We start from the raw sequence: 21,629 nt of genomic DNA, 5'->3' as shown, positions 1-21,629 counted from the left end.
CTCATTTCAGTTTTGATGTTGATCCCCTGCGGTGCAAGCTTTTCGTCATTGCTGATCACTATAGGCGAGATCGATGTTTCTGCCGGCTCGTTCCGGAATCGGTAATGTTGCGTGGACGGCAGTCATGGCGTCCAGCTTTTCTTTGACGTCTTGCGGAAAGGGAACCGCTTTCGGTCCACTCAGGTCGACATGTAGCGACAGGATTTCCGTCGTGGCCGCCAGCCATCCATCTACATGGTGGATCTCTTGGTACGATCGTATTCTCTTTTCGTCACGATCGATAATCTGAAGGTTGACCACCACCTGGTCGCCGGTGTGCAGGGGACGAATGAAGCAAGCATGCGCTTCCGCCGTATAGTACGAGAGTCTGCGTAGTTCAGTATAGGCTGAACCCATTCCCATCAATTCGAAGGCGCCCTCCGCGCCACGGTCAAAAACAATGCCATAGTAAGCAAGGGTAAGCCGGCCGGCGGCGTCACACCAGTCGCTTTGGATCTGGATGGGTTCGGAGATAAACGGTGAAGGTATCGACACAATTTTCCTCACTGTCTTTGGACGGTGCAAGGCTGCTGACGCGCTTCCTTCGATCCAAATCGTTCACGTATCAACGCCGCTCAACTGCGCGCCCAAGCCTTTGGGCCGCAGGATTGGCTTCCATCTGCGAAGGGCGCCTTCAAGGCAGTCCGACATATAGGAGTTTATGGGGGTCCTCTTTCGCCGTGAAGTATCGACGTGCAGCATCAAGTGCTCTCCCGTCGCCACCGTCACATCGCGACTGCGATCGACGACGTATTGGTAGATGTGCAGGCGGACAGGATCATATCCGATCATTTCGGAAAATACGCACAATGGCGTTCCAACGCGGCATTCCTTGAGATTGCGCATCACGCCGTGCACCGAAAAGAAGCTGTAGCCTTGCAGGCGGTAGTCCTCGGTGAAACCGACAGCCCTCAGGAGGTTCTCACCTGCGTCCGCCAGAACCTTGTAGTACTGCCATTCCGTCATATGACCGTTGTAGTCGATCCAAATCGGATCGACGGTGGTTTCCAAGGTCAGCAACGCGTTTGCCTGTGGCGTCTCGTCATGAGCCCCCGCACTGAACGTAGCGACAGGCACTGTCAGTTGACACCCATAATATCGGCGTCCATTTCAATGAATGACCCTTGCGCGACATTTATCTTGGCGACGACGCCGGCGACTTCGGCCACGACGGGCTGCTCCATTTTCATAGCCTCCATGATGGCGACCGTGTCGCCTTGGCCGATGGCGTCTCCTTCTTTCACACACACCTCCATTATGACTCCCGACAGCGGTGCCTTGATGCCTACGCGGTAAGGCGGCGGCTCCGTTGCCGGTGAAGGAGATGGCTCCTGTTCGAACGAAACGACGTCCGCAAGTCGAACTTCAGGCGCCGCGCCTTCCGCAACAAATGACTTCGCTGTCTGCGCCAGTCGTTCCAATTCGGCGTCTATCCAACGGGTGTGTATTGCGAAACCTTCGGCGTGAAGTGCACAAAATTCGGGGGAAATCAGGATGGCCCGATGAAGGGGGGCGATCGTCTTAACGCCGGCAATCTGCAACTCTCCCATCGCACGTCGGGCTCGGGCCAAGGCTTCCGGCCGATCTCGGCCGGCAACAATCACCTTGCCGATCATCGAATCATAGTAGGGCGGTACCGTGTCGCCACCGGCATAGCCGAAATCAGTGCGAACGCCTGGTCCGGCTGGGAGATGCATCCTATCGATGTGGCCGGGAGCCGGGCGAAAATCGGACCACGGATCTTCGGCATTGATACGAAACTCGATTGCGTGCCCGCGTGCCGCAGGGAAGCTCTCCGGCAAGCGGTCGCCCTCGGCGATCCTGAACATCTCACGAATGAGGTCGACCCCTGTCACTTCCTCCGTCACCGGGTGTTCGACTTGAATTCGTGTATTTACCTCTAGGAAGAAAATGTCGCCGTCGCCGGTCAGAAGAAACTCGCAGGTTGCGGCGCCTTGATATCCGACCGCTGAAAGGACGGCCACGGAAGCCTCTGTCAGCCGCGCGATTTGCCCCGGATCGAGGAAGGGAGCCGGGGCTTCCTCCACCAGCTTTTGATGTCGCCGTTGCAGAGTACAATCTCGCGTCGATACAACGACCACCCGACCGTAAGCATCTGCCAGGCATTGCGTTTCGACATGTCGGGCGTGCTCGACGTACCGCTCGATAAAGCATTCGGGACGCCCGAAAGCGAGTTCGGCTTCGCGGCGCGCGGCGGCGATCTGCGCTTCAAGGTCAGCGTCCTGGCGAACGATCCGCATCCCCCGTCCGCCGCCGCCATTCTGCGCCTTAACGATCACCGGCAGGCCGTGCTCCTCGACGAACACGCGCGCTTTCTCGGTGGTCAGGTCATCGCCCTCCCAGGAAGGAAGCAACGGCGCTCCGGCGCGTCGGGCAATCGCGCGAGCCGCCACCTTGTCACCCAATTGTGCGATCGCCTCAGGCGAAGGCCCGATCCAGGTCAGACCAGCCGCCAGCACGGCTGCGGCGAATGTTTCGTTTTCTGAGAGTAGTCCATAGCCCGGATGCACGGCATCGGCCCCGACACGTGCCGCGACGGCAAGAATTGCCGCCTGGTTCAGATACGTCTCGCGCGGGGCGGTGCCTTTCAGGATATGGGATTCGTCAGCACTTCGGACATGCATAGCCTGGCGATCGGCCTCCGAAGCAATGGCAACTGAAATGTAGCCGGCATCCTTGCAGGCGCGCACGATACGAAGTGCGATTTCTCCACGATTGGCGATCAGGATTTTCTTCATTGTGTCGGCCTATCGAGTTCGTCAGCTGTCGAGAAGAACAGTAGCCGAGCGGTCCCACGTAATCGACACATCGTCGCCTGCTTTCGGGACGTCGGACTTGTTGCACTCGACCAAGATCTCGCTGTCATCCGGCGCCAGGACTGTCACAAGGCATCTGCTGCCTAGAAAGAGAGTCCGACATACGTTGACTTTTAGGGGTCGCGCGAGCGCCGCGTCAGCCGTCCGGCCCGGATTAAAGAGGATGTCCTCTGGTCGCACCAAAAGCGCCGGGCTGGAAGTTTTCCCGCGCTCGGCGGTCTGGCTGAGGCTTACCGGGCCATAGGCAGTCAGGGCGATATTGTCTTGCATCGACTGGACATCGATCAAATTCGCTTCACCCAGGAACCTCGCGACGAACCGCGATCGCGGTCGTGAATACAGATCGCTTGGCGTCGAGTATTGCAAAATCTCGCCGTGCGACATGACGGCAATCTTGTCGGAGAGAATGAAAGCTTCCTCCTGATCATGCGTCACGTAGACCGCGGTGATGCCAGTTCGCTGCTGCAGTTCGCGAAGATCTGCTCCGAGTTGCTGCCGCAGGCGGCGGTCCAATGCACCCATGGGCTCGTCAAGAAGCAGAAGCGAGGGACGATAGGCCAATGCGCGCCCAATCGCCACCCGCTGCTGCTGGCCGCCACTCAGTTGACCGATAGTATGCCCGGCGGCATGGGGCAACTCGATGAGGTTGAGGATCTCCTTGACGCGGGCCTCCCGGTCAGCGGCGCTCCAGTTGTGCAGTTTCAAGGGATAAGCGATGTTTTCTGCGACATTCATGTGCGGAAAGAGCGCGTAGTTTTGAAACACGAACCCGATGTTGCGCGCCTGGACCGGCAACGCCGTGACGTCGGTATCGCCAATAAGAATATGTCCCCGGGTAGGAGCGATCAAACCGGCGAGCGCGCGCAGGAGTGTAGTCTTCCCCGAGCCGGAAGGCCCGAGCAGGGTGCAAAACTGGCCGCCTGCCACGTCCAACCTCGTGGACTTTAGGCCGACGAAGCCGTTTGGGAAGATCAATTCAAGCCCATCAATCGTGATGCTGTTCGCGGTGGTCGGCGATCTTGCGGGGTCAACGGTCTGGGGAACTCGCATACGATCCATTTATAACGGTTGTCCAAAATAAGTTCGGCTTGGGCGCGTCCGACTAGCGATCATAGCGCCCGTCCCTTCGCAAAATCAAGCCGACTCGGTCAACTGTGTCAATAATCATGATTTTCGGCTTGACGAAGCCTCCGCCGCGGTGTTTTTAATATAACAGTTGTAATAAAACAACGAAGGGGAATGGCATGACATCGCTTAAGGCACTTGCATGCGCGCTGCTTTGCAGCGTTGGAGCACAGTCGGTTGCACTTGCGGCAGACGTTTTACCCAAGGATCTGCGCGACAAGGTCAAGGGTGAGCTGGTCTGGCATGACGCATCTGGGGGTGCGACAACCCGGGCCCGCGACGAGACTACGAACAAGAACTTCGCCGCCGAGACCGGGATTACAATCAAGTCGGACTTCAATGCCGATACGACGAAGTTCTTCGCTGCAGAGGATTCCGGCGCTCAGATTCCCTGGAGCTTGATTGAGTTCCCGACCAAGGGCGATTTCATCCGCGCCCGCGATGCCGGTTACGTTGAGAAGCTCGATCCCTCCATTGTGGACTTCTCCAAGCTGGATAAGGGCGCTTACGACGATTACGGCGTTGACGTGATGCGTTACGGCATTGTGCTGACCTACAATACCGAGAGGTTTTCCGCAGCTAGTGCGCCGACAAGCCTGCGTGACCTGTATGACCTTGCCAAGTTTCCGGGAAAGCGCTGCATGTTCAAGTACCCGCAATTCGGAGCGGTGCTTGAGTCCGCGCTTCTGGCCGACGGCGTTTCGCGCGAAAAGCTTTATCCACTTGATCTCGACAAGGCCTTCGCCAAACTCGATTCAATCAAGTCAGACATCCTTTGGTGGAGCAATGGCGACGATGCGATCCGTCTCTTGTCGAGCGGTGAGTGCTCGATCGGCGTAGCCTGGAGCGGTCGCGTCTACAATGCCGTGAAGAACGACAAATCGCCACTGGCGATCGCCTGGCAGGACTCGCTCTATTCCTCCGCTGTTTATGCTGTGCCCAAGGGCGCTCCCAACGCCATCGCGGGACAGGCAATGATTGCTCACTTCATCGGCGATACGGAAGGCCAGAAGGCTCTGGTGAAGAAAATCACCTACGCAACGGGCATCGCCGGCCTGTCGCCGTCCGACTACGGCGAAGACGTTGCAGCGTGGATCGTGGCGGGCGACAATGCCAAGAAGGCGATCCTGGAGAATGCCGACTACTACGCGAAGAATCTTCCAGACGTAGTTGATCGGTTCAATCGTTGGGTCGCCCTGAACTGATCCCAAGGGAGGGCCTCTACATCATGCCACGGATTGTGGACCACAACGAACGGCGACGCCAGATCTGCGATGTCCTTCTGGATATCGTGGCCGAGTCCGGGATGGCGGGCGTCACGATCCGTGCTGTGGCGGAACGCTCAGGCTGGTCGACTGGCGTCATTGGTCATTATTTCCATGGACGCCAGGACCTATTGCTCGGCGGCTTGCGCCGCGCGGCGGAAATTCTGGCGGAGCACAATACACGCGTCCTCACGACGCTCGATGGCCTGCAGGCGCTCGAGCAAATCCTTGAGGGCAGTGTTCCGCTGGATAGCCGTCGACTGGCGCTGAGCCGGATCTTCTTCTTCTTCTTCGTGGAAGCGATAACAGATAAGGGGTTGCGTGAGGAGGTCGAGTCCTACCTAGTGGGCTGGCGCAAGTCAGTCGCTACGGCCTTGCGCCGGGCTCAAGAACATGGCGATCTTCCAGACGATATCGACCGCAAGGCAATAGCGACGGACCTTGTCGGACTGGCAGACGGTCTTAGCCTGCATGCTCTTCTCGACGAGGATGTGATGGCCCGATTGCGCGAGCAATCGCCGGTGCGTTTCTGGATCCGACGCCTCACAACAGTTGCGGCTTCTGGCGCCGCTACCGGTCTGCCCTCGGCAGAAGAAATTCGCGCGACTGGCTAGGCCACTCGTCTAAACTTTATGGAAGCAACACTATGGTCAGCTCCAATCTGGGTGCGCTCGGCTGTGTATCGTCAATCCTTGGCGATTACGGCCCGCAAGCATTGCAGCACCCCGGCAAAATTGCGCTGGTATGGGAAAATGGCTTCCGGACATATGGCCAGTTGCGGGAACGGGCTCTTAGGCTTGCCGGGGCGCTGCGCGAGATGGGTCTGCAGACCGGCGATCGGGTGGCGACCCTGCTGTTCAACCGGGGCGAGACATTTGAGCTTTATTTTGCCTGCGCCTACGCAGGGCTGACTTTCGTTCCAGTCAGCTTCCGGCTGACCTCTCCCGAGATCGCGTCGATCCTTAACGACTGCGAAGCGACCGTGGTCTTCACCGAAGCTGATTTGATGGCCTCGCTCGAAGGCGCGTTGCCCTCCCTCGAGCGGCGACCTCGCATCATCATGCTGGAGACTGATGCTGGAGGAGCCGGGTTTGAAGGCCTGGCGACGACAACCCCACCGATTGGGGCCCCCATCCCGAATGATGTGCATATGATCCTTTACACATCGGGCACAACCGGGCGCCCGAAAGGCGTCGCCATGCGGTCTCAGGCGATCGTGTGGTGCGCCATGCAGCAGGTCACGCAGTTCCGCCGCCTCGACCACAAATCTGTGATGCTGCTCAACGCGCCAATGTTCAACACGGCGGCGATGAACGAGAGTTCCATACCCACCTTTTTCGTGGGTGGCACGGTGGCGATCATGCCCAGCCGCGGTTGGAGTGCCGGGCGTCTGATCGATTTCATCAAGCAGTGGCGGGTGAGCCATGTGCTGATGTTTCCTTCGATGTTTCGCGATCTAATTGCCGCGGACAATGAGGAGCGCGTGCCTCTCGATACCATGTTGTGGTGGTACACCGGGGGCGAGAATTGTCCGCCCGCGCTGATGGCTGAAGTCCGTCGGCGCTGGCCGCATATCAGCCTGACGATCTCATACGGCTCGACCGAATCCGGCATGGCGACGCTCATCGAAGGCGATGACATCGAAAACCATCCCGGCTCGGTCGGCAGGGTCGCGCCGGGACAGTCGATCCGTCTTCTCGATCAAGAAGGGGTTGCTGTGCCGGTCGGAGAAGTCGGTGAGGTCTGGACGGCGGGCCCCTCGGTGATGACGAACTATTGGCAAAGCCCTCAGCTCGACGCTGAAACGGTCAAGAATGGTTGGCTCAAGATCGGCGATCTAGCCCGCATGGACGAGGGGGGCTGGATTTACATTGTCGGTCGCACCAAGGACCTGATCATCTCCAAAGGTCAAAATATTTACCCGGCCGAGATCGAGAACGCGTTGCGCCAGCATCCCGCAGTTCTCGATGTCGCAGTCGTCGGCGTGCCTGATCCTGAGTTCGGCGAAGCCGTGTGCGCCTGCGTGATGATGCGCAAGGGAGAGGTCGCTGGAAAAGACGAAATCCTCAGTCTCGCGCTGCAGCGGCTCGCCTCATACAAGAAGCCGCGTCACATGTTTTTCATGGACGCTTTTCCGGTCCGCAACGCGACCAAGATCGACAAGGCCGAACTCGCGCGCCTGTGTGCGACGATGCTTTCCGACAGCGTAGGAGCATGATCAATGGCCAACCTTCCGCATCCTGAATGGGCGCCGCTACTCGAAGAACTGGAGCGCCGCAGGCTCGTCGCCATGGCGTCAGGTGGCCCTGACCGTGTCGCACGCGAGCACAAGCACGGTCGATCGACCGCGCGTGAACGCATCCTGAAGCTGGCCGATGACGGGAGCTTCCTGGAGATTGGGACTTTTGTGACCACCCCGACGAAAGACGGGTCATTGCTGGCGTCGACCTTCGTCTGCGGGCTCTGTGAAATCGACGGGCGTCCGGCCGCCATTGGGGCCGAGGACTACAGCGTCGAGGGGGGAGGGGTTGGCGTCCACCTGCCGCGCTACAAGGGCGGTTGGACGGGTTTCATCGAAGAATTCGCACTCGGCTATCGGATTCCCCTGGTGTTGCTGATCAACGGCGTGGGCGGATCCGTAATCCTGCAGGAGGCGATCGGCTATCCTGAACTGCAGGCAGCCAAACCGACTTATCCCATGTTCGATATCATGGAGCATGTGCCGGTTCTCACCGCCGTCCTCGGACCCACCGCGGGCAGTTCGGCCGCGCGTGCCCACATGTCGCATTTTTCGGTGATGACCAAGGATAACGGCTGCCTGTTTGCGGGCGGGCCGCCAGTGGTCAAGCAGGCGCTGGGGCTTGAGATCGACAAGTTTGCCCTGGGCGGCGTCGACGTGCATGTACGCACCTCAGGCATTATCGACAATCAGGCCGCGAACGAAGACGATGCCCTGGCCATGTTGCGGCGGGTCTTTTCCTATCTCCCCAACAATGTGAGTGATCGTCCTTCTGTCCTGCCGACCTGGGCGGCTAATGACCAAGAGGAGATTCTGGCGATCGTCCCTCCCAGTGCCCGGCGTATTTATGATGCGCAGGCATTGTTGCGCTGCGTGGCAGACACCGACAGTTTCTTCGAGATAGCGCCCGATTATGGCCGGTCAGTGCGCACCGGTCTCGGGCGTATCGAGGGGCATGTGGTTGGTTTGATTGCTTCGGACAATCGGTTCCTCGCCGGCTCGCTTGATGTGTCCTCGTCGCTCAAGCAAACGAAATTTGTCGAGTTATGCGACCGTTTCCACATTCCGATTGCGTACCTCGCGGATGTGCCGGGCTTTCTGGTCGGCCCGAAGGCGGAAGAAGCGGGCGTCCTCAGGTTTGGTGCAATGGCGCTGCGCGCGATCCAGAAGGCCGAGGTCCCCGTCTACACAATTCAGGTTCGTCGCTCCTATGGTCTCGGCGGTGTGGCCACCGGCAGTGCCAACCCCATGAGCCTACGCTTGAGCTGGCCAAGTGCCGCTTGGGGCGACATGCCGATCGAGGGCGGAGTCGAAGCCGCATTCCGTGCTGATTTGGACGCCGTTTCCCCCCAGGACCGACCCGCGTTGAAAGAGAAGCTCACCAAGCGTTTTGAAGCGCAGGCTTCCGTTTGGCGCGCGATCGAGAATTTCTCCGCTGAAGAAATGATCGATCCCCGTCACACCCGCGGTCACTTGGCCCGGCTCGTCAAGTTGTTCTACGGCCGCCCAGCCACCAGTCCCGCCTCATGACGACCACAGCCGCAGTCGTTAGCGGGCGCCTTGCCGTCCGCACTGGACGCCTCGCTTTGGTGGCGCCGGCAGCTGTGCTGTTTGGCCTGATGCTGTTCTGGCCGCTCTACAGCATCCTGCTGCGCAGCCTCAACCAGCGTGGGCGGGCCGTCTTCGACAGCATTTATTGGGGCAACTATATAGCGATCGCGAAGGACGATCTGCTCCGGCAGGTCGTATTGGAAAGTCTGATGCTCGCGATCGTGGCGACGGTGATCACCGTCATCTTGGCGTTCCCAACCGCCTACCTCATTTCGCGCATGTCGCGTCAGATGTCATCCCTCATGATGGTCGTGATCTTGATGCCGTTTTGGGTATCGATCATCGTCAGGCTCTTTGCGTTTACGACAATCCTGGGGCAGCAGGGAATCGTCAACGCCGGCCTTGCCGTCTTCGACCTTGGCCCGCTGCCGCTCCTTTACAACACCTTTGCCACCATCACCGGCATGGTCGCGTATTTGCTCCCGTATTTGATACTGGTGCTGGTCTCTGCCATGCGATCGATTGACGTGTCGCTCCTGACGGCCGCTCGCACCATGGGCGCAGCGGAGCGCAGCGTTTTCCTAGATGTCTATTTCCCTCAGATACGACCGACATTGCTGAGTGGGACGGTGCTGGTGTTCGTACTGGCGCTGGGTTTTTTTCTCACCCCGGCGATTCTTGGCGGGCCGCACAACCTAACGATCCCCATCTTCATCCAACAGCAAATCCAGATTTATCAGTGGGGCAAGGCCGCCGCGATGGGGGTAGTTCTGCTGCTCGTTTCCACGCTAGGCTATCTGGTCGCGTTGCGCGTCGGCGGGAAGGGAATATTGACGCCCGTACAGTCCGGCACGCGCGGTGCTGCGGCAGATGAGCCACTTAGGCTTACTGCGACCACGGCGCTTTGCGTAGTGGCCCTCGCCGCCGTTATGGTCATTCTGATCTTGCCGCTTCTGATTGTCATCCCGACAGCCTTTACCGAAACCACGCAGATTCGCTTTCCGCCTGTCGGATTTACCTGGAAATGGTTCGCCGAAGTCGTGACATCCGACACTTGGATCGAAGCATTCTTGAAAAGCGTGCGGGTTGGCCTGGCTACCGCTGTGGTATCGACTTTGTGCGGCTTGGCACTGGCGCGCGCCGGTTCGCGCTTGGGCTCCAGTTTCTGGCAAGGCGTGATCCAGGTCGTCGCGATCGCGCCGCTGATCGTGCCTGTGATCCTCCTCGCGATCGGCATCTTCGACGTTCAGGGCCGGCTGGGGCTCATTGGCACTGATGCAGGACTCGTTCTCGCACATGCTGTGCTGTGCATTCCGCTTACGTTTTTGGTGCTGGCCAACGCCTTGTCCTTTGTCGACGTGTCCATGGAGCAGGCGTCGTGGACCATGGGTGCTGGGAACATCAAGGCTTTCTGGTCGATCGTGGTTCCAAGCATCATTCCGTCCATCATCGGCTCCTTGATCATCTCCTTCGTGACCTCCTGGGACGAAGCGGTCATCGCGATGTTCCAGACCAGTTTCGACAAGACTTTGCCGGTCACCATCTATTCGCTGCTGCGCAGCGGCATCACGCCGGCTGTATCGGCCGTCGCGGCGATTGTTACCGCCCCGGTTCTTGTCGGCGCGCTGATTTACGGCGTTCGGTTCGCCAGAAAAGCCGGCTGAAAAGAAAGGAACTCGAATGAGCGCAAACGACAGTTTTCCAAGCGGCTCTGCCTGCATTGTCGGTGCGTATGAATCGCCACGGCGAAAAGCACCCGACATCCATCCGTTCCAGATCCACGCGGAGGTGATCGCAGGAGCGCTGGCGGATGCGGGCCTGACCGTCGCCGATGTCGATGGCTTTGCTACGGCCGCTTCGTTTCCAGCCGAAGCTGGCTGGCAGCTATCCGCCGTCGAGGTCGCGGAATATGTCGGTCTACGCCCCTCGTGGCTGTGCAGCACCGACATCGGAGGAGCAATGACGCTGAGCCACGTCGGCAACGCCGTTGCTGCCATCCGGGCCGGCCTCTGCAAGGTGGCCGTCATCAGCTACGCCGCCTCAGGAAGATCTTGGCGCCTGCCGGCTAGCGACTTCAATACAGGCCCCACGGGTCCAGGCCAATATGAGGTCCCGTACGGCGTGTCGACGATCTCGGCCTATGCGCTTGCGGCGACCCGCTACATGCACCAGTTCGGATTAAAGCCGGAGCAATTGGCGCAAATTGCGGTGCAGATGCGGGCATACGCCAACCGCAATCCGCATGCCATGTATCGCGACTTGATCAGCGTCGACGACGTTTTGTCGTCGCCCGTGATTTCCACACCCCTGCACAAGCTCGATTGCTGCGTGGTCAGCGATTCCGGCGGTGCTATCATCGTGACATCGCGCGAACAAGCGCGAGATACACGACGCAGTGGCCCTGCGGTTCTCGGTTTTGGCGAAGCAATTAGCCACGGGCAGATAAACCAGATGGCCGACCTTACAACCACGGCCGCCGAGTACTCCGGTCGCCGCGCCTTTGCCAGCGCTGGACTGGGGCCGGAGGATATCCGTGTCGCCCAGATCTACGACTCCTTCACGATCACCGTGGCATTGACGCTGGAGGCCCTCGGATTTGTCAAACGCGGCGAGATTGGCGATTTTGTCGCCAGCGGCCAGCTCGGCCCCGAGGGGCGCCTACCGATCAATACGGACGGCGGCGGTCTTTCGTCCAACCATTCCGGGCGTCGCGGCATGTATGCCGTGATCGAAGCGGTGCGCCAGCTGAGAGGTGAAAGCCCCGGACTGCAACTTCGTTCGCCCGAACTTTGCCTCGTCAACGGAACCGGTGGCTGGCTCTCCGCCACCGCCACGCTGATCTTGGGGAACGCAGCATGACCGAACTGGATTCGATCCTTCCCGTCCAGGACGCTGTGTCCACAGTCTGGTTCGACGCCGCGAGGAACGGCACGCTCCTCCTGCAACGCGATCCGGCCAGTGGACGCTTTCAGTATTATCCACGCGCCCACGTCGTTGGTGCTCCCGACCGGGAGCCCGAATGGGTCAAGGCGTCGGGCGCGGCGACGCTTTACTCCTATACGATCGTGAAGCGCTCCGTTCATCCACAGTTCGCCAGCTACGTTCCCTTCACCCTGGCCGTCGTCGAATTGGCCGAAGGGCCACGCATGACGTCCTGGATCGTGGATGTTCCAGAGGAGGAACTCCGCTGCGACATGAACCTCACGGTTGTTTTCCGCGAAATTCACCCTGGGCTGATCATGCCCTGCTTCACAAAGGTCTAGTATGGAAATCACATTCGACAGGATCGAGGTCGGTACCGAATACGGATCCGTAGGCCGCACGGTATGCGAAGCCGATATCGTCAACTTCGCCGGGGTCACAGGCGACTTCAATTCTCTCCACATGGACGAGCAATGGGTTCGCTCGAACACCCCATATCCAACCCGCATCGCGCACGGACTTTTGGTTCACGCCATCGGTGAAGGACTGCGCTGCGGAGAGTTGGACAGTTGGAAGATCCTCGCTTTCCTGGAGACGCAACGAAAGATGCTTCTGCCGGTGTTGCCGGGCGATCGGATCCAGCAGAACTACCGTGTGGCTTCCAAGAAGCCGACATCTAAGGACCCGTCGAAAGGTGTCGTCGAAGTTGAAGTCACGGTGACCAATCAAAAAGGCGAGACCGTGCAGTCCGGATACAACAGATACCTGATTGGTGGAGCAGCGTGATGCGTGGCCTGAAAGACAAAGTCGTCGTCGTCACGGGCGCGGCACAAGGCATCGGCAGAGCCACTGCGCAACGCCTCGCACAAGAGGGGATGGTCGTGGCGGTGTCGGACCGCAATTTTGCGGGCGCTGAGCAGGTGGCCGAAACAATTTCGGCTGCAGGCGGCCGGGGCCTGGCGTTGTCACTGGACGTGACAAGCCGTGAAAGCTGGAGTGAATGCATCGGGCGTGTGGTCGACGCGTTCGGTGGCATAGACGGGCTCGTCAACAACGCAGGCATGACGCGCGACAGCTCGCTTCTAAAGATGAAAGATGCGGACTGGAATGACGTGATCGATGTCAATCTGCGAGGACCTTGGCTGGGCTGCCAAATTGCGGTTCCCCACATGACCGCCAAGGGCGGATCCATTGTCAATCTTTCGTCGGAAGCACGGTGGGGGGCGTTCGGACAGTCCAACTATTCGTCGGCCAAGTCTGGACTTGTGGGTCTGACCCGTACCGTAGCCTTCGAGCACGCGCGCCATCGCGTGCGGGTAAACGCGGTCGCACCCGGAACAGTGACGACGGCGATGGTCGAAGCGGTTCCGGACGATGTCCGCAAAAGCTGGCTGCAGAACATCCCAATGCGCCGGGAGGGGGACCCATCGGAAATCGCTTCCGTGATCGCATTCCTTCTCTCCGACGACGCAAGCTATGTCACCGGCCAGATCATCGGCGTGAATGGTGGCTCGATCATCTGACACTCGCATTGTTGGTGCCTGCTGGACCGCCGGGCCGAACGACAAAATCAAGGGCATGAGTCATGAATATTCCTTCCAAGGCTGACGTCGTGATCGTTGGCGGTGGGGTCGCCGGGTGCTCGATCGCCTATCACCTTACAAAGCTCGGCATCACGGATGTGGTGCTTTGCGAGCGCCGTCAATTGACGTGCGGCACCACTTGGCATGCTGCAGGCTTGGTCACTCAGCTGCGCGCAACGCAACGCATGACCGAACTGGCGAAGTACACTGGCGAACTGTTCGCTCATCTTGAGGAAGAGACCGGTCAGGCAACCGGCTTCAAGCGAAACGGTTCCCTGCGCGTTGCCACGACCTCCGCACGCTATGAAGAACTTGCCCGGGGCGCTTCCATGGGCCGCAATTTCGGCTTGCCGGTCGAAGCGGTGACAACAGGCGAAATCAAGGAACGTTGGGCTCCCGTCAACATCGAGGGGATCGTCGGCGGTTTCTGGTTCCCGCACGATGGCCAGGTCAACCCGGCCGATGTGACGATGGCTTACGCGAAAGGCGCCCGCAGCGGAGGCGTGCGTATCATCGAGAACCTGCCGGTCACACGCATCCTCGTTGAGAATAGCCGTGCTGTGGGGGTAATGACGGAGCACGGCAGGATCGATGCGCGCACCGTGGTGATCTGCGGCGGAATGTGGTCGCGCGATCTGGCTGCCGAGATCGGGGTAACCATACCGCTCCACGCGGCTGAGCACTTTTACGTGGTCACCGAGGCAATTCCCGATCTGCCACGCAATCTTCCCGTTATGTTCCTCGGCGACGAGTGGACATACTATAAGGAAGATGCCGGAAAGCTGCTCGTTGGCTTTTTTGAGCCGGTTGCAAAACCATGGGGTCAAAACGGCATCTCGAGGGACTTCTGCTTCGACGCGCTTCCAGACGACATCGACCACATCGCGCCGCATTTGGAGACCGCGGCCGGTCGCGTGCCGCTGCTGGCGCAAACTGGCATGCAGCTGTTTTTCAACGGACCCGAAAGCTTCACCGCGGACGGCCGTTATCTGCTCGGCGAGACGGCTGAAGTTTCTGGCCTGTACTGCGCCACCGGTTTCAATTCGCTCGGTATCCTGTCGTCGGGCGGGGTGGGAAAGTCGCTTGCTTCCTGGATCCGCGATGGTCGGCCGCCGGTCGAACTGATTGATGTTGATGTGCGTCGCACACAAAGCTTCCAGCGAAACCGCAAGTACCTAGAGCATCGTACCGTGGAGACCCTGGGCCTCAATTTCGATATGCATTGGCCGGGCCGGCAGTTCGTCTCCGCGCGCGGCGTGCGGCGCTCGCCCTTCCATGACCGGCTGGTCGCGGCGGGTGCGTTCATGACCGAAACGGCGGGCTGGGAACGGCCTGGGTTCTTCGGCACCGCCGAAGAAGTCGCCAACATCGAATATTCTTACTATCGCCCAAGCTGGTTCGCCAATGTCGGTGCCGAATGCCACAACACGTCACAGAATGTGACACTGTTTGATCATAGCTGTTTCGTGAAGTACCGGGTCGAGGGTCCCGACGCGCTCAAGACAATGAATTGGATCTGCGCCGGCGACTGCGATGTTGGTATCGGTCGCGTCGTCTATACGCAGTGGCTGAACGAGGCTGGCGGCATCGAGGCTGACGTCACGGTTACGCGCCTGGCGGAAGATGCATTCCTCATCGTCACGGTGGCGGTCTCGCAGCGACGCGATCTGACGTGGTTCAAAAGGCATCTGTCAGAAGGCGCTCACGTACATATCACAGATGTCACCTCGGGCTTGCCAATGATTGCGTTGATGGGCCCAAAGACGCGTGAACTGATGTCGCGCCTGTCGCCGGACGACTTCACCAATCAGGCATTCCCCTTCGGCACGAGCCGCGAAATAGATCTTGGCTATGCGCGTGTACGTGCGAGCCGGCTGACGTTCGTCGGTGAACTCGGCTATGAAATCTATGTAGAGAGTGAGTTTGCCGCGCATGTCTACGAAGAGATCATGAAGGCCGGACGAGATCTGGGGCTTCGACCCGGCGGCTTCTTCGCTCTGAATTCCCTGCGCATGGAAAAGGGATATCGCCATTGGGGTCATGACATGGGCGAGGAGGACACGCCCTACAATGGTGGTGTGGGCTTCGCCGTCGCGCTCGATAAGCCCGGTGGCTTTCTTGGCCGGGATGCTCTCGTCAAGCAGAAATGCGACGGGCCGATCAATCGCCGACTGGTTCAGGTAAAGCTCTCGGGCGGTCCAGACATGCCGATGCTCTATCATCACGAGCCGCTTGCGCGCGATGGCAACCTGGTCGGCTCCATTACATCTGGAGCCTACGGACACCGAATTGGCGCCTCACTTGGGCTCGGCTATGTGAATAATGCCGATGGCGTGACCAAGGAGTGGCTTGCCGCTGGAAAATGGGAGGTCGAGATTGCTATGGAGCGTCACCCTGTGGAAGTTCAGTTGGGGCCTTGGTACGATCCGCAGAACCATCGCGTGCGTAACCAATAGCACTACCCGGCGGTCTTTCTACAGCACGGGCTGTCCAGGACCACACAAAGGACCGGCGCCTTTGTTGGTGCCGCAAGGATGCAATCTCGGGTGAAAAATAGGCTGCGTCGCCGGATCAGCCGTCGCCGGAAGCGATCGGAAGTGTCGTCCCGGACTCATGATATATGTCGGATCAAATGCCCTTTTGATAGCTGCCATCGCCTCAATCGCAGAGCCGTGCCCCAAACAAAGCACCGTTATTCGACTTCTTCCCTTGGAGCTTCTCGAAAACAAACAACTTGCCTTCGCGCACGCCGTCTTCGAGTGGGCTCGCTTTCGCCATATGCGCCGCAATCGCACTGGCCAGCATGCATCCCGTCCCGCGCATCGACGTAGCCAGACGCGGTGTGTCGAAGCGGACTGGTTCGTGATCGGAGCGCAACAGAACATCGGTTGATCGAGGTCCCGATGCATGGCCGCCCTTGATCAGCAGGGCCTGCGCTCCGGCGTTCAGCAATTCCTGGCCTTGCCACACCGCGCTGTCTTCATCCATCGCCAGTTCCGAGCCAACAAGGAGCGCCAGTTCGATGAGATTGGGCGTGACGAGACGGCAAAGCGGCATCAGACTGCGCTTCATGACGGCGATGGCATCTGCTTCCAGCAACGCCCGGCCTGAGGTCGAGGCGAGCACGGGGTCGAGGATTGCCGGCACCTGCGGATTCTCGCGGAGCACGCCGGCAACGGCAACAACGATCTCGGCCGTTGAGAGCATGCCGATCTTGATGGCTGCCACCGTGTTGGCCTGCAGCGCGGCGCGCATCTGATCGGCCACAAGATCGGGCTGCGAAGGATGGATTTCCATGACGGCTTCGTGCGTCTGCACCGTCAGCGCGGCAACGGCAAGACAGGTGCGCACGCCAATCGAAGAGATCGTCTCGATGTCGCGCGCAATTCCGGCTCCGCCGCTGGAGTCCGACCCACCGACGACGAGCACATAAGGGTCTCGCCTCAGCGCCATCGGCCTGTCTTTTCGATCCATTCTCGCGTGCGCGCTTCGGGGTCGTCGTTCAGCGTGATGTCGGTGACCACCGCCGCGCTGTCCGCGCCAGCCGCAAAGACACCGTCGAGCCGGTCCGGGTTGAGACCACCAATGGCGACCAGGGGAATCGGTGCGACCCGGCGCTTCCACTCGCTGATCCGTTCGACCCCTTGCGGCGCCCACTTCATGTTCTTCAGGATGGTCGGATAAATCGGGCCGAGCGCGATGTAGTCGGGCCCGGCGGCAACAGCGATTTCCAGTTCGACATCATCATGTGTGCTCAGTCCAAGCCTTAGACCGGCTGCCCGAATCCGCGCGAGGTCGGCGGTTTGCAGATCCTCCTGGCCGAGATGGACGAAGTCGCAACCTTCCTCGATCGCCAGCCGCCAGTAGTCATTGATGATGAGTTGGCATTCGTGTTGGGCGCAAAAGGCCTTCGTCCTCTGGATTTCCGCGCGCAAGCCGGCCTCATCCATGGTCTTGATGCGAAGCTGCACCAGCTTCACGCCGAGCGGCACCAGCCGTTCGATCCAGGCAGAGCTGTCGACGATCAGGTAGAAGGGATCGAGCTTCATGAAAAAACGGCCTTGCCGATCATCGGTGTCGATGGCACGGCGAGGTCGCGCGGTTCGAGCATTCCCGAACTGAAAGCCTCACGACCGGCGTCGACCGCCTTGCCGAAAGCACGCGCCATGCCGACCGGATCGGCCGCCTTGGCGACCGCCGTGTTCAGGAGCACGGCGTCAAAGCCGAGTTCAATGACGGTGGCCGCGTGCGACGGCCGTCCGAGCCCCGCATCCACGATCAGCGGGACGTCAGGGAAATGTCCGCGCAGCGAACGCAGCGCCGTGATGTTGACCGGCCCGAGCGCCGAACCGATCGGTGCGCACCACGGCATCAAGACCTTGCAGCCCACCTCCAGCAACCGCTCGGCGACGACAAGGTCATCGGTGGTATAGGGGAATACATCAAAACCGTCCTCGCACAGGATGCGGGCGGCTTCGACAAGGCCGAACACGTCTGGTTGCAGCGTGTCGTGGTTGCCGATCACTTCGAGCTTGATCCAGTTCGTACCGAAGACCTCACGCGCCATTTTCGCGGTCGTGACCGCTTCCCTGGCGGAGTGACAGCCGGCAGTGTTGGGCAGGATTCTGACACCCAGCGACCGGATCAACGACCAGAATTTTTCGCCGGCCCTGCCGCCTGCCATCTCACGGCGCAACGAGACCGTCACCACCGACGTGCCCGACGCCTTGACCGCCTCGGCAAGGATGGTCGGCGAACGATATTGAGCGGTGCCGAGAAGCAGACGCGACGGAAGCTCGGTTCCATAAAGCTCGAACATGGTCTAGCCTCCCTGCATGGGTGAGAGGATTTCGATCCGGTCGCCGTCGCTCAACTGGAATTCCGCCCGGTTGGCTTTGTGCACGAGGTCGCTGTTGACGGCAGTGGCGAGCCAATCGCCCTCATAGTCGAGCGCGGCAAGCAGCTCCGCCAGCGTGGTGGCGGCAACCTCATGCGCTTCGCCGTTGACCATCAGTTTCATGAGCAGGTTCCTTGGGTCCGTCTTGATTGAAAACCAGGTCGACAGCCTGGCGCGCCATGGCGGGGGCGAGGAGAAAACCGTGGCGATAGAGCCCATTGATCGCGACGGTGTCTCCGCTCGTTTCGACGCGGGGCAGGTTGTCGGGAAAGGCCGGACGAACGCCGACACCGGTTTCAACGATCTCGGCCTCGCCAAAGGCCGGATGGAGGGCATAGGCGGCACCCAGCAGCTCCATCATGGAACGCGCCGTGACCGGCCCGCCGGACTGGCTCTCAATCATCGTCGCGCCGATCATGAACTGCGTGTCGGCACGCGGCACCGCATAAAGCGGAAAGCGCGGATGCAGCAGCCTGACCGGGCGCGACAGCGAGACATCAGGCGTGCGCAGGATCAGCATCTCGCCGCGAACGCCGCGCAGCCTGTCATCGGCTGCTGCCAATCCCGTGCAGTCGATCTGACGATCGAAACCGGAAACATGCCCGGCGTCGGCGCCAAAGTGGAATTCGACACCCATGGCGGCGAGCTTGCCTTGAAGTGCCGCCATCGCCTGGCGCGGGTCGAGATGAGCCTCATCGGGAAACAGCAATCCGCGCCGGAAGCGGCCGGCGAGGCCGGGCTCCAGGATCGCAATTTCGTCTTCATCGACACGCCGATGCCCCGACGTGCGACTGGCGAACCGGTCAAGCTCACCGGCATCACGCGGCATGGCCACGACCAGTGTTCCGGCCCGTGTCACCTGACCCGGCAGCACCGCATCCCACCAGTCGGCAGCGTCACGTCCGAGATCCAGCACCGGCTGCTCGGCGCTTTCACGCTCGCACCATGGCGCCAGCATGCCGCCGGCGAACCACGATGCATTGCCGCCAACACCATGCCGGATCTCGGCGACTGTGACCGTCGCGCCGCGGGCGGTGAGTTCGAAGGCCGCGGTGAGGCCGGCGACGCCGGCCCCTTTGACCAACACCCTCATGATGGTTTCGGCGCCTCTGGCATGAGTGCTACGCCGGTCTCGTCAGCCGGCATGTAGAGATCGCCACCCTCACGGTATTTCGCCGCCATCGCCGCCATGCCCTCCTTCTGTGCTTCGGCGCGAATGTCGTGGGAGATGCGCATGGAGCAGAATTTCGGTCCGCACATCGAGCAGAAATGTGCCACCTTGTGCGCCTCCTTGGGCAAGGTCTGGTCGTGGAAAGAGCGCGCCGTTTCGGGATCGAGCGACAGGTTGAACTGGTCCTCCCAGCGGAACTCGAAGCGCGCGCGGGAAAGGGCATCATCCCTGACTTTCGCTGCCGGATGGCCCTTCGCCAGGTCGGCGGCATGGGCGGCGATCTTGTAGGTGATCACGCCAATCTTGACGTCGTTGCGATCGGGAAGGCCGAGATGCTCCTTGGGCGTGACGTAGCAGAGCATGGCGGTGCCGAACCAGCCGATCATGGCGGCGCCGATGCCTGAGGTGATGTGGTCATAGCCCGGCGCGATGTCGGTCGTCAGCGGTCCAAGCGTATAGAAGGGCGCCTCGCCGCAGACAGCGAGCTGCTTGTCCATGTTCTCCTTGATCTTGTGCATCGGCACGTGGCCAGGCCCCTCGATCATCACCTGGCAATCCCTCGCCCAGGCGATCTGCGTCAACTCGCCGAGCGTTTCCAGTTCGGCGAATTGCGCCGCGTCGTTGGCATCGGCGATCGAGCCGGGACGAAGGCCGTCGCCGAGCGAGAAGGACACGTCATAGGCGCGGCAGATGTCACAGATCTCCGCGAAATGCTCGTAGAGGAAGCTTTCCCGGTGATGGTGCAGGCACCATTTGGCCATGATCGAGCCGCCGCGCGAAACGATACCCGTGACCCGGCCAACGGTCAGCGGGATGTAGTGCAGCCGCACGCCGGCGTGGATGGTGAAATAGTCCACGCCCTGTTCGGCCTGCTCGATCAGCGTGTCGCGGTAGACCTCCCAGGTCAGGTCCTCGGCAATGCCGTTGACCTTTTCGAGCGCCTGATAGAGCGGCACCGTGCCGATCGGCACCGGTGAATTGCGCACGATCCATTCGCGGATGTTGTGGATGTTGCGGCCAGTCGACAGGTCCATCACCGTGTCGGCGCCCCAGCGGATCGCCCAGACCATCTTTTCGACCTCTTCGGCCATCGACGAGGTGACGGCGGAGTTGCCGATGTTGGCGTTGATCTTGACCAGAAAATTGCGGCCAATGATCATCGGCTCGCTCTCGGGATGATTGATGTTGGCTGGAATGATCGCTCGTCCGCGTGCCACCTCGTCGCGCACGAATTCCGGCGTGACGAAATCGGGAATGGCCGCGCCGAAGCTTTCGCCGTCGCGCGGCAGCTTGCCGCGCAGGACCTCGCGGCCGAGGTTTTCGCGGATTGCGACGAACTCCATCTCGGGCGTGATGATGCCGGCGCGCGCATAGGCGAGCTGTGTCACCGCCTTGCCGGCCTTGGCTCTGAGCGGCCGGTTGCGAATGGGAAATTCCGGCGTCAGGCGCTCGCCTACCGCGAATCCATTGTCTTCCGGCCGGACATGGCGGCCGTCATAGGCTTCGACATCGCCCCGCGCCTTGATCCATTCATGGCGAAGCCGGGCGAGGCCTTTTTCGATGCTGGTTTCGACAGTCTGGTCTGTATAGGGACCTGACGGATCGTAGACGATGACAGGCGGTTCGCCCGCCGTAGGATGGACGGAGATTTCGCGCATCGGCACCTTGATGTGCGGATGGAGGACGCCAGGCTTGTGGATTTTCCGTGAGGCAGGCAGCGGTCCCGTTGAGACGGCTGGGGTGAGGGCATTCATCGTGAGGCTCCTTTGCTCATGCATTGGAGACCCAGTTCTGTGCCGGAAGGATGAAAAGACGCTTCTGTCGACCTGCCGAAACAGGACCTCGGGCGTAAACTCCCGCAAAGCGCTTGCACCGTCCCTACGCCAGTATGAACTGGATCAGGTTCAACGGGTCACTGCGCCGCGATAGCCAGCAGTATCTCAGCCCCTTGCCGGGACTCCCCTGGTGAATGTTTTCGAATTGACCGAGCCGACACTGCT

Annotated in this window: 20 protein-coding genes and 1 riboswitch; of the genes, 10 read left to right on the top strand and 10 right to left on the bottom strand. The window is 60.3% G+C overall.

All coding sequences use genetic code 11. The annotated features are described in order from the left end of the window. Nucleotides 1-45: 45 nt before the first annotated feature. The 4 genes from AC1DYO_RS27205 to AC1DYO_RS27190 form a co-directional block, all read right to left on the bottom strand. A complete protein-coding gene (locus AC1DYO_RS27205; protein ID WP_477267502.1) occupies nucleotides 46-534 on the bottom strand; it encodes a thioesterase family protein in 489 nt (162 codons plus the stop codon). Between the two features lie 63 nt (nucleotides 535-597). Next, on the bottom strand, nucleotides 598-1,059 hold the full coding sequence (locus AC1DYO_RS27200; RefSeq protein ID WP_477267501.1) for a thioesterase family protein: 462 nt from the start codon (nucleotides 1,057-1,059) through the stop codon (nucleotides 598-600). A gap of 59 nt (nucleotides 1,060-1,118) precedes the next feature. Beyond that, nucleotides 1,119-2,798 (bottom strand): acetyl/propionyl/methylcrotonyl-CoA carboxylase subunit alpha, encoded by a 1,680-nt coding sequence (locus tag AC1DYO_RS27195; protein ID WP_477267500.1) that lies wholly within the window; start codon nucleotides 2,796-2,798, stop codon nucleotides 1,119-1,121. A 21-nt stretch (nucleotides 2,799-2,819) separates the two neighbouring features. Beyond that, on the bottom strand, nucleotides 2,820-3,935 hold the full coding sequence (locus AC1DYO_RS27190) for an ABC transporter ATP-binding protein (RefSeq protein ID WP_477267499.1): 1,116 nt from the start codon (nucleotides 3,933-3,935) through the stop codon (nucleotides 2,820-2,822). Nucleotides 3,936-4,120: 185 nt separating this feature from the next. Between AC1DYO_RS27190 and AC1DYO_RS27185 the strand changes: the two genes are divergently transcribed. The 10 genes from AC1DYO_RS27185 to AC1DYO_RS27140 all read left to right on the top strand — a co-directional run bounded on the left by AC1DYO_RS27185 (nucleotide 4,121) and on the right by AC1DYO_RS27140 (nucleotide 16,017). Continuing rightward, a complete protein-coding gene (locus tag AC1DYO_RS27185) occupies nucleotides 4,121-5,206 on the top strand; it encodes an extracellular solute-binding protein (RefSeq protein ID WP_477267498.1) in 1,086 nt (361 codons plus the stop codon). A gap of 23 nt (nucleotides 5,207-5,229) precedes the next feature. After that, nucleotides 5,230-5,880, top strand: coding sequence for a TetR/AcrR family transcriptional regulator (locus AC1DYO_RS27180; protein ID WP_477267497.1), 651 nt, complete (start codon nucleotides 5,230-5,232; stop codon nucleotides 5,878-5,880). Nucleotides 5,881-5,912: 32 nt separating this feature from the next. Next, nucleotides 5,913-7,484 (top strand): class I adenylate-forming enzyme family protein, encoded by a 1,572-nt coding sequence (locus tag AC1DYO_RS27175; protein WP_477267496.1) that lies wholly within the window; start codon nucleotides 5,913-5,915, stop codon nucleotides 7,482-7,484. Between the two features lie 3 nt (nucleotides 7,485-7,487). Further along, nucleotides 7,488-9,035 carry an acyl-CoA carboxylase subunit beta gene (locus tag AC1DYO_RS27170; RefSeq protein WP_477267495.1) on the top strand — a complete coding sequence of 516 codons (1,548 nt, stop codon included), beginning with the start codon at nucleotides 7,488-7,490 and terminating at the stop codon, nucleotides 9,033-9,035. Further along, entirely contained in the window at nucleotides 9,032-10,720 is a 1,689-nt protein-coding gene (locus tag AC1DYO_RS27165; RefSeq protein WP_477267494.1) for an ABC transporter permease subunit, read from the top strand. The genes AC1DYO_RS27170 and AC1DYO_RS27165 overlap by 4 nt, the downstream gene beginning before the upstream one ends. A 16-nt stretch (nucleotides 10,721-10,736) precedes the next feature. Next, nucleotides 10,737-11,915: a thiolase C-terminal domain-containing protein gene (locus AC1DYO_RS27160; protein WP_477267493.1), complete on the top strand. Its 1,179-nt coding sequence runs from the start codon at nucleotides 10,737-10,739 to the stop codon at nucleotides 11,913-11,915. Next, nucleotides 11,912-12,319 carry a Zn-ribbon domain-containing OB-fold protein gene (locus AC1DYO_RS27155; RefSeq protein ID WP_477267492.1) on the top strand — a complete coding sequence of 136 codons (408 nt, stop codon included), beginning with the start codon at nucleotides 11,912-11,914 and terminating at the stop codon, nucleotides 12,317-12,319. Before AC1DYO_RS27160 ends, AC1DYO_RS27155 begins: the two co-directional genes overlap by 4 nt. Nucleotide 12,320: 1 nt before the next feature. After that, entirely contained in the window at nucleotides 12,321-12,764 is a 444-nt protein-coding gene (locus tag AC1DYO_RS27150) for a MaoC/PaaZ C-terminal domain-containing protein (RefSeq protein WP_477267491.1), read from the top strand. Next, the gene (locus tag AC1DYO_RS27145; RefSeq protein WP_477267490.1) at nucleotides 12,764-13,501 is read left to right on the top strand and encodes an SDR family oxidoreductase; all 738 of its coding nucleotides are present in this window, start codon (nucleotides 12,764-12,766) and stop codon (nucleotides 13,499-13,501) included. The genes AC1DYO_RS27150 and AC1DYO_RS27145 overlap by 1 nt, the downstream gene beginning before the upstream one ends. Before the next feature lie 62 nt (nucleotides 13,502-13,563). Beyond that, nucleotides 13,564-16,017, top strand: coding sequence for a GcvT family protein (locus AC1DYO_RS27140; RefSeq protein WP_477267489.1), 2,454 nt, complete (start codon nucleotides 13,564-13,566; stop codon nucleotides 16,015-16,017). A 202-nt stretch (nucleotides 16,018-16,219) separates the two neighbouring features. On the opposite strand, the gene AC1DYO_RS27135 is transcribed toward AC1DYO_RS27140, so the two are convergent. From AC1DYO_RS27135 to thiC, 6 genes are read right to left on the bottom strand one after another with little or no spacing between them, the layout of a single operon-like run. Continuing rightward, nucleotides 16,220-17,014 (bottom strand): hydroxymethylpyrimidine/phosphomethylpyrimidine kinase, encoded by a 795-nt coding sequence (locus tag AC1DYO_RS27135; protein WP_477267488.1) that lies wholly within the window; start codon nucleotides 17,012-17,014, stop codon nucleotides 16,220-16,222. Beyond that, complete coding sequence (locus AC1DYO_RS27130) at nucleotides 17,005-17,610, bottom strand: thiamine phosphate synthase (protein ID WP_477267487.1); 606 nt, start codon at nucleotides 17,608-17,610, stop codon at nucleotides 17,005-17,007. Before AC1DYO_RS27130 ends, AC1DYO_RS27135 begins: the two co-directional genes overlap by 10 nt. Next, nucleotides 17,607-18,380 carry a thiazole synthase gene (locus AC1DYO_RS27125; protein WP_477267486.1) on the bottom strand — a complete coding sequence of 258 codons (774 nt, stop codon included), beginning with the start codon at nucleotides 18,378-18,380 and terminating at the stop codon, nucleotides 17,607-17,609. The genes AC1DYO_RS27130 and AC1DYO_RS27125 overlap by 4 nt, the downstream gene beginning before the upstream one ends. A 3-nt stretch (nucleotides 18,381-18,383) precedes the next feature. Then, entirely contained in the window at nucleotides 18,384-18,581 is a 198-nt protein-coding gene (gene thiS / locus AC1DYO_RS27120) for a sulfur carrier protein ThiS (protein ID WP_095486993.1), read from the bottom strand. Further along, a complete protein-coding gene (gene thiO / locus AC1DYO_RS27115) occupies nucleotides 18,550-19,551 on the bottom strand; it encodes a glycine oxidase ThiO (protein WP_477267485.1) in 1,002 nt (333 codons plus the stop codon). The genes thiS and thiO overlap by 32 nt, the downstream gene beginning before the upstream one ends. Then, nucleotides 19,548-21,383 (bottom strand): phosphomethylpyrimidine synthase ThiC, encoded by a 1,836-nt coding sequence (thiC, locus tag AC1DYO_RS27110; protein ID WP_477267484.1) that lies wholly within the window; start codon nucleotides 21,381-21,383, stop codon nucleotides 19,548-19,550. Before thiC ends, thiO begins: the two co-directional genes overlap by 4 nt. 103 nt (nucleotides 21,384-21,486) lie before the next feature. Beyond that, nucleotides 21,487-21,603, bottom strand: a riboswitch (TPP riboswitch). Nucleotides 21,604-21,629: the final 26 nt, after the last annotated feature.

The sequence above is a fragment of the Mesorhizobium sp. P2_F5 genome, assembly GCF_056403715.1.
This window is presented reverse-complemented; position numbering and strand designations above follow the sequence as displayed.

What these genes read in the sequence shown, in the direction of transcription:
- AC1DYO_RS27145 (WP_477267490.1), top strand. Translation starts at nt 12,764, where the DNA reads ATGCGTGGCCTGAAAGACAAAGTCGTCGTCGTCACGGGCGCGGCACAA.
- AC1DYO_RS27140 (WP_477267489.1), top strand. Translation starts at nt 13,564, where the DNA reads ATGAATATTCCTTCCAAGGCTGACGTCGTGATCGTTGGCGGTGGGGTC.
- AC1DYO_RS27135 (WP_477267488.1), bottom strand. Translation starts at nt 17,014, where the DNA reads ATGGCGCTGAGGCGAGACCCTTATGTGCTCGTCGTCGGTGGGTCGGAC.
- AC1DYO_RS27170 (WP_477267495.1), top strand. Translation starts at nt 7,488, where the DNA reads ATGGCCAACCTTCCGCATCCTGAATGGGCGCCGCTACTCGAAGAACTG.
- AC1DYO_RS27130 (WP_477267487.1), bottom strand. Translation starts at nt 17,610, where the DNA reads ATGAAGCTCGATCCCTTCTACCTGATCGTCGACAGCTCTGCCTGGATC.
- thiO (WP_477267485.1), bottom strand. Translation starts at nt 19,551, where the DNA reads ATGAGGGTGTTGGTCAAAGGGGCCGGCGTCGCCGGCCTCACCGCGGCC.
- AC1DYO_RS27185 (WP_477267498.1), top strand. Translation starts at nt 4,121, where the DNA reads ATGACATCGCTTAAGGCACTTGCATGCGCGCTGCTTTGCAGCGTTGGA.
- thiS (WP_095486993.1), bottom strand. Translation starts at nt 18,581, where the DNA reads ATGAAACTGATGGTCAACGGCGAAGCGCATGAGGTTGCCGCCACCACG.
- AC1DYO_RS27155 (WP_477267492.1), top strand. Translation starts at nt 11,912, where the DNA reads ATGACCGAACTGGATTCGATCCTTCCCGTCCAGGACGCTGTGTCCACA.
- AC1DYO_RS27180 (WP_477267497.1), top strand. Translation starts at nt 5,230, where the DNA reads ATGCCACGGATTGTGGACCACAACGAACGGCGACGCCAGATCTGCGAT.
- AC1DYO_RS27190 (WP_477267499.1), bottom strand. Translation starts at nt 3,935, where the DNA reads ATGGATCGTATGCGAGTTCCCCAGACCGTTGACCCCGCAAGATCGCCG.
- AC1DYO_RS27165 (WP_477267494.1), top strand. Translation starts at nt 9,032, where the DNA reads ATGACGACCACAGCCGCAGTCGTTAGCGGGCGCCTTGCCGTCCGCACT.
- thiC (WP_477267484.1), bottom strand. Translation starts at nt 21,383, where the DNA reads ATGAATGCCCTCACCCCAGCCGTCTCAACGGGACCGCTGCCTGCCTCA.
- AC1DYO_RS27150 (WP_477267491.1), top strand. Translation starts at nt 12,321, where the DNA reads ATGGAAATCACATTCGACAGGATCGAGGTCGGTACCGAATACGGATCC.
- AC1DYO_RS27175 (WP_477267496.1), top strand. Translation starts at nt 5,913, where the DNA reads ATGGTCAGCTCCAATCTGGGTGCGCTCGGCTGTGTATCGTCAATCCTT.
- AC1DYO_RS27125 (WP_477267486.1), bottom strand. Translation starts at nt 18,380, where the DNA reads ATGTTCGAGCTTTATGGAACCGAGCTTCCGTCGCGTCTGCTTCTCGGC.
- AC1DYO_RS27160 (WP_477267493.1), top strand. Translation starts at nt 10,737, where the DNA reads ATGAGCGCAAACGACAGTTTTCCAAGCGGCTCTGCCTGCATTGTCGGT.
- AC1DYO_RS27195 (WP_477267500.1), bottom strand. Translation starts at nt 2,798, where the DNA reads ATGAAGAAAATCCTGATCGCCAATCGTGGAGAAATCGCACTTCGTATC.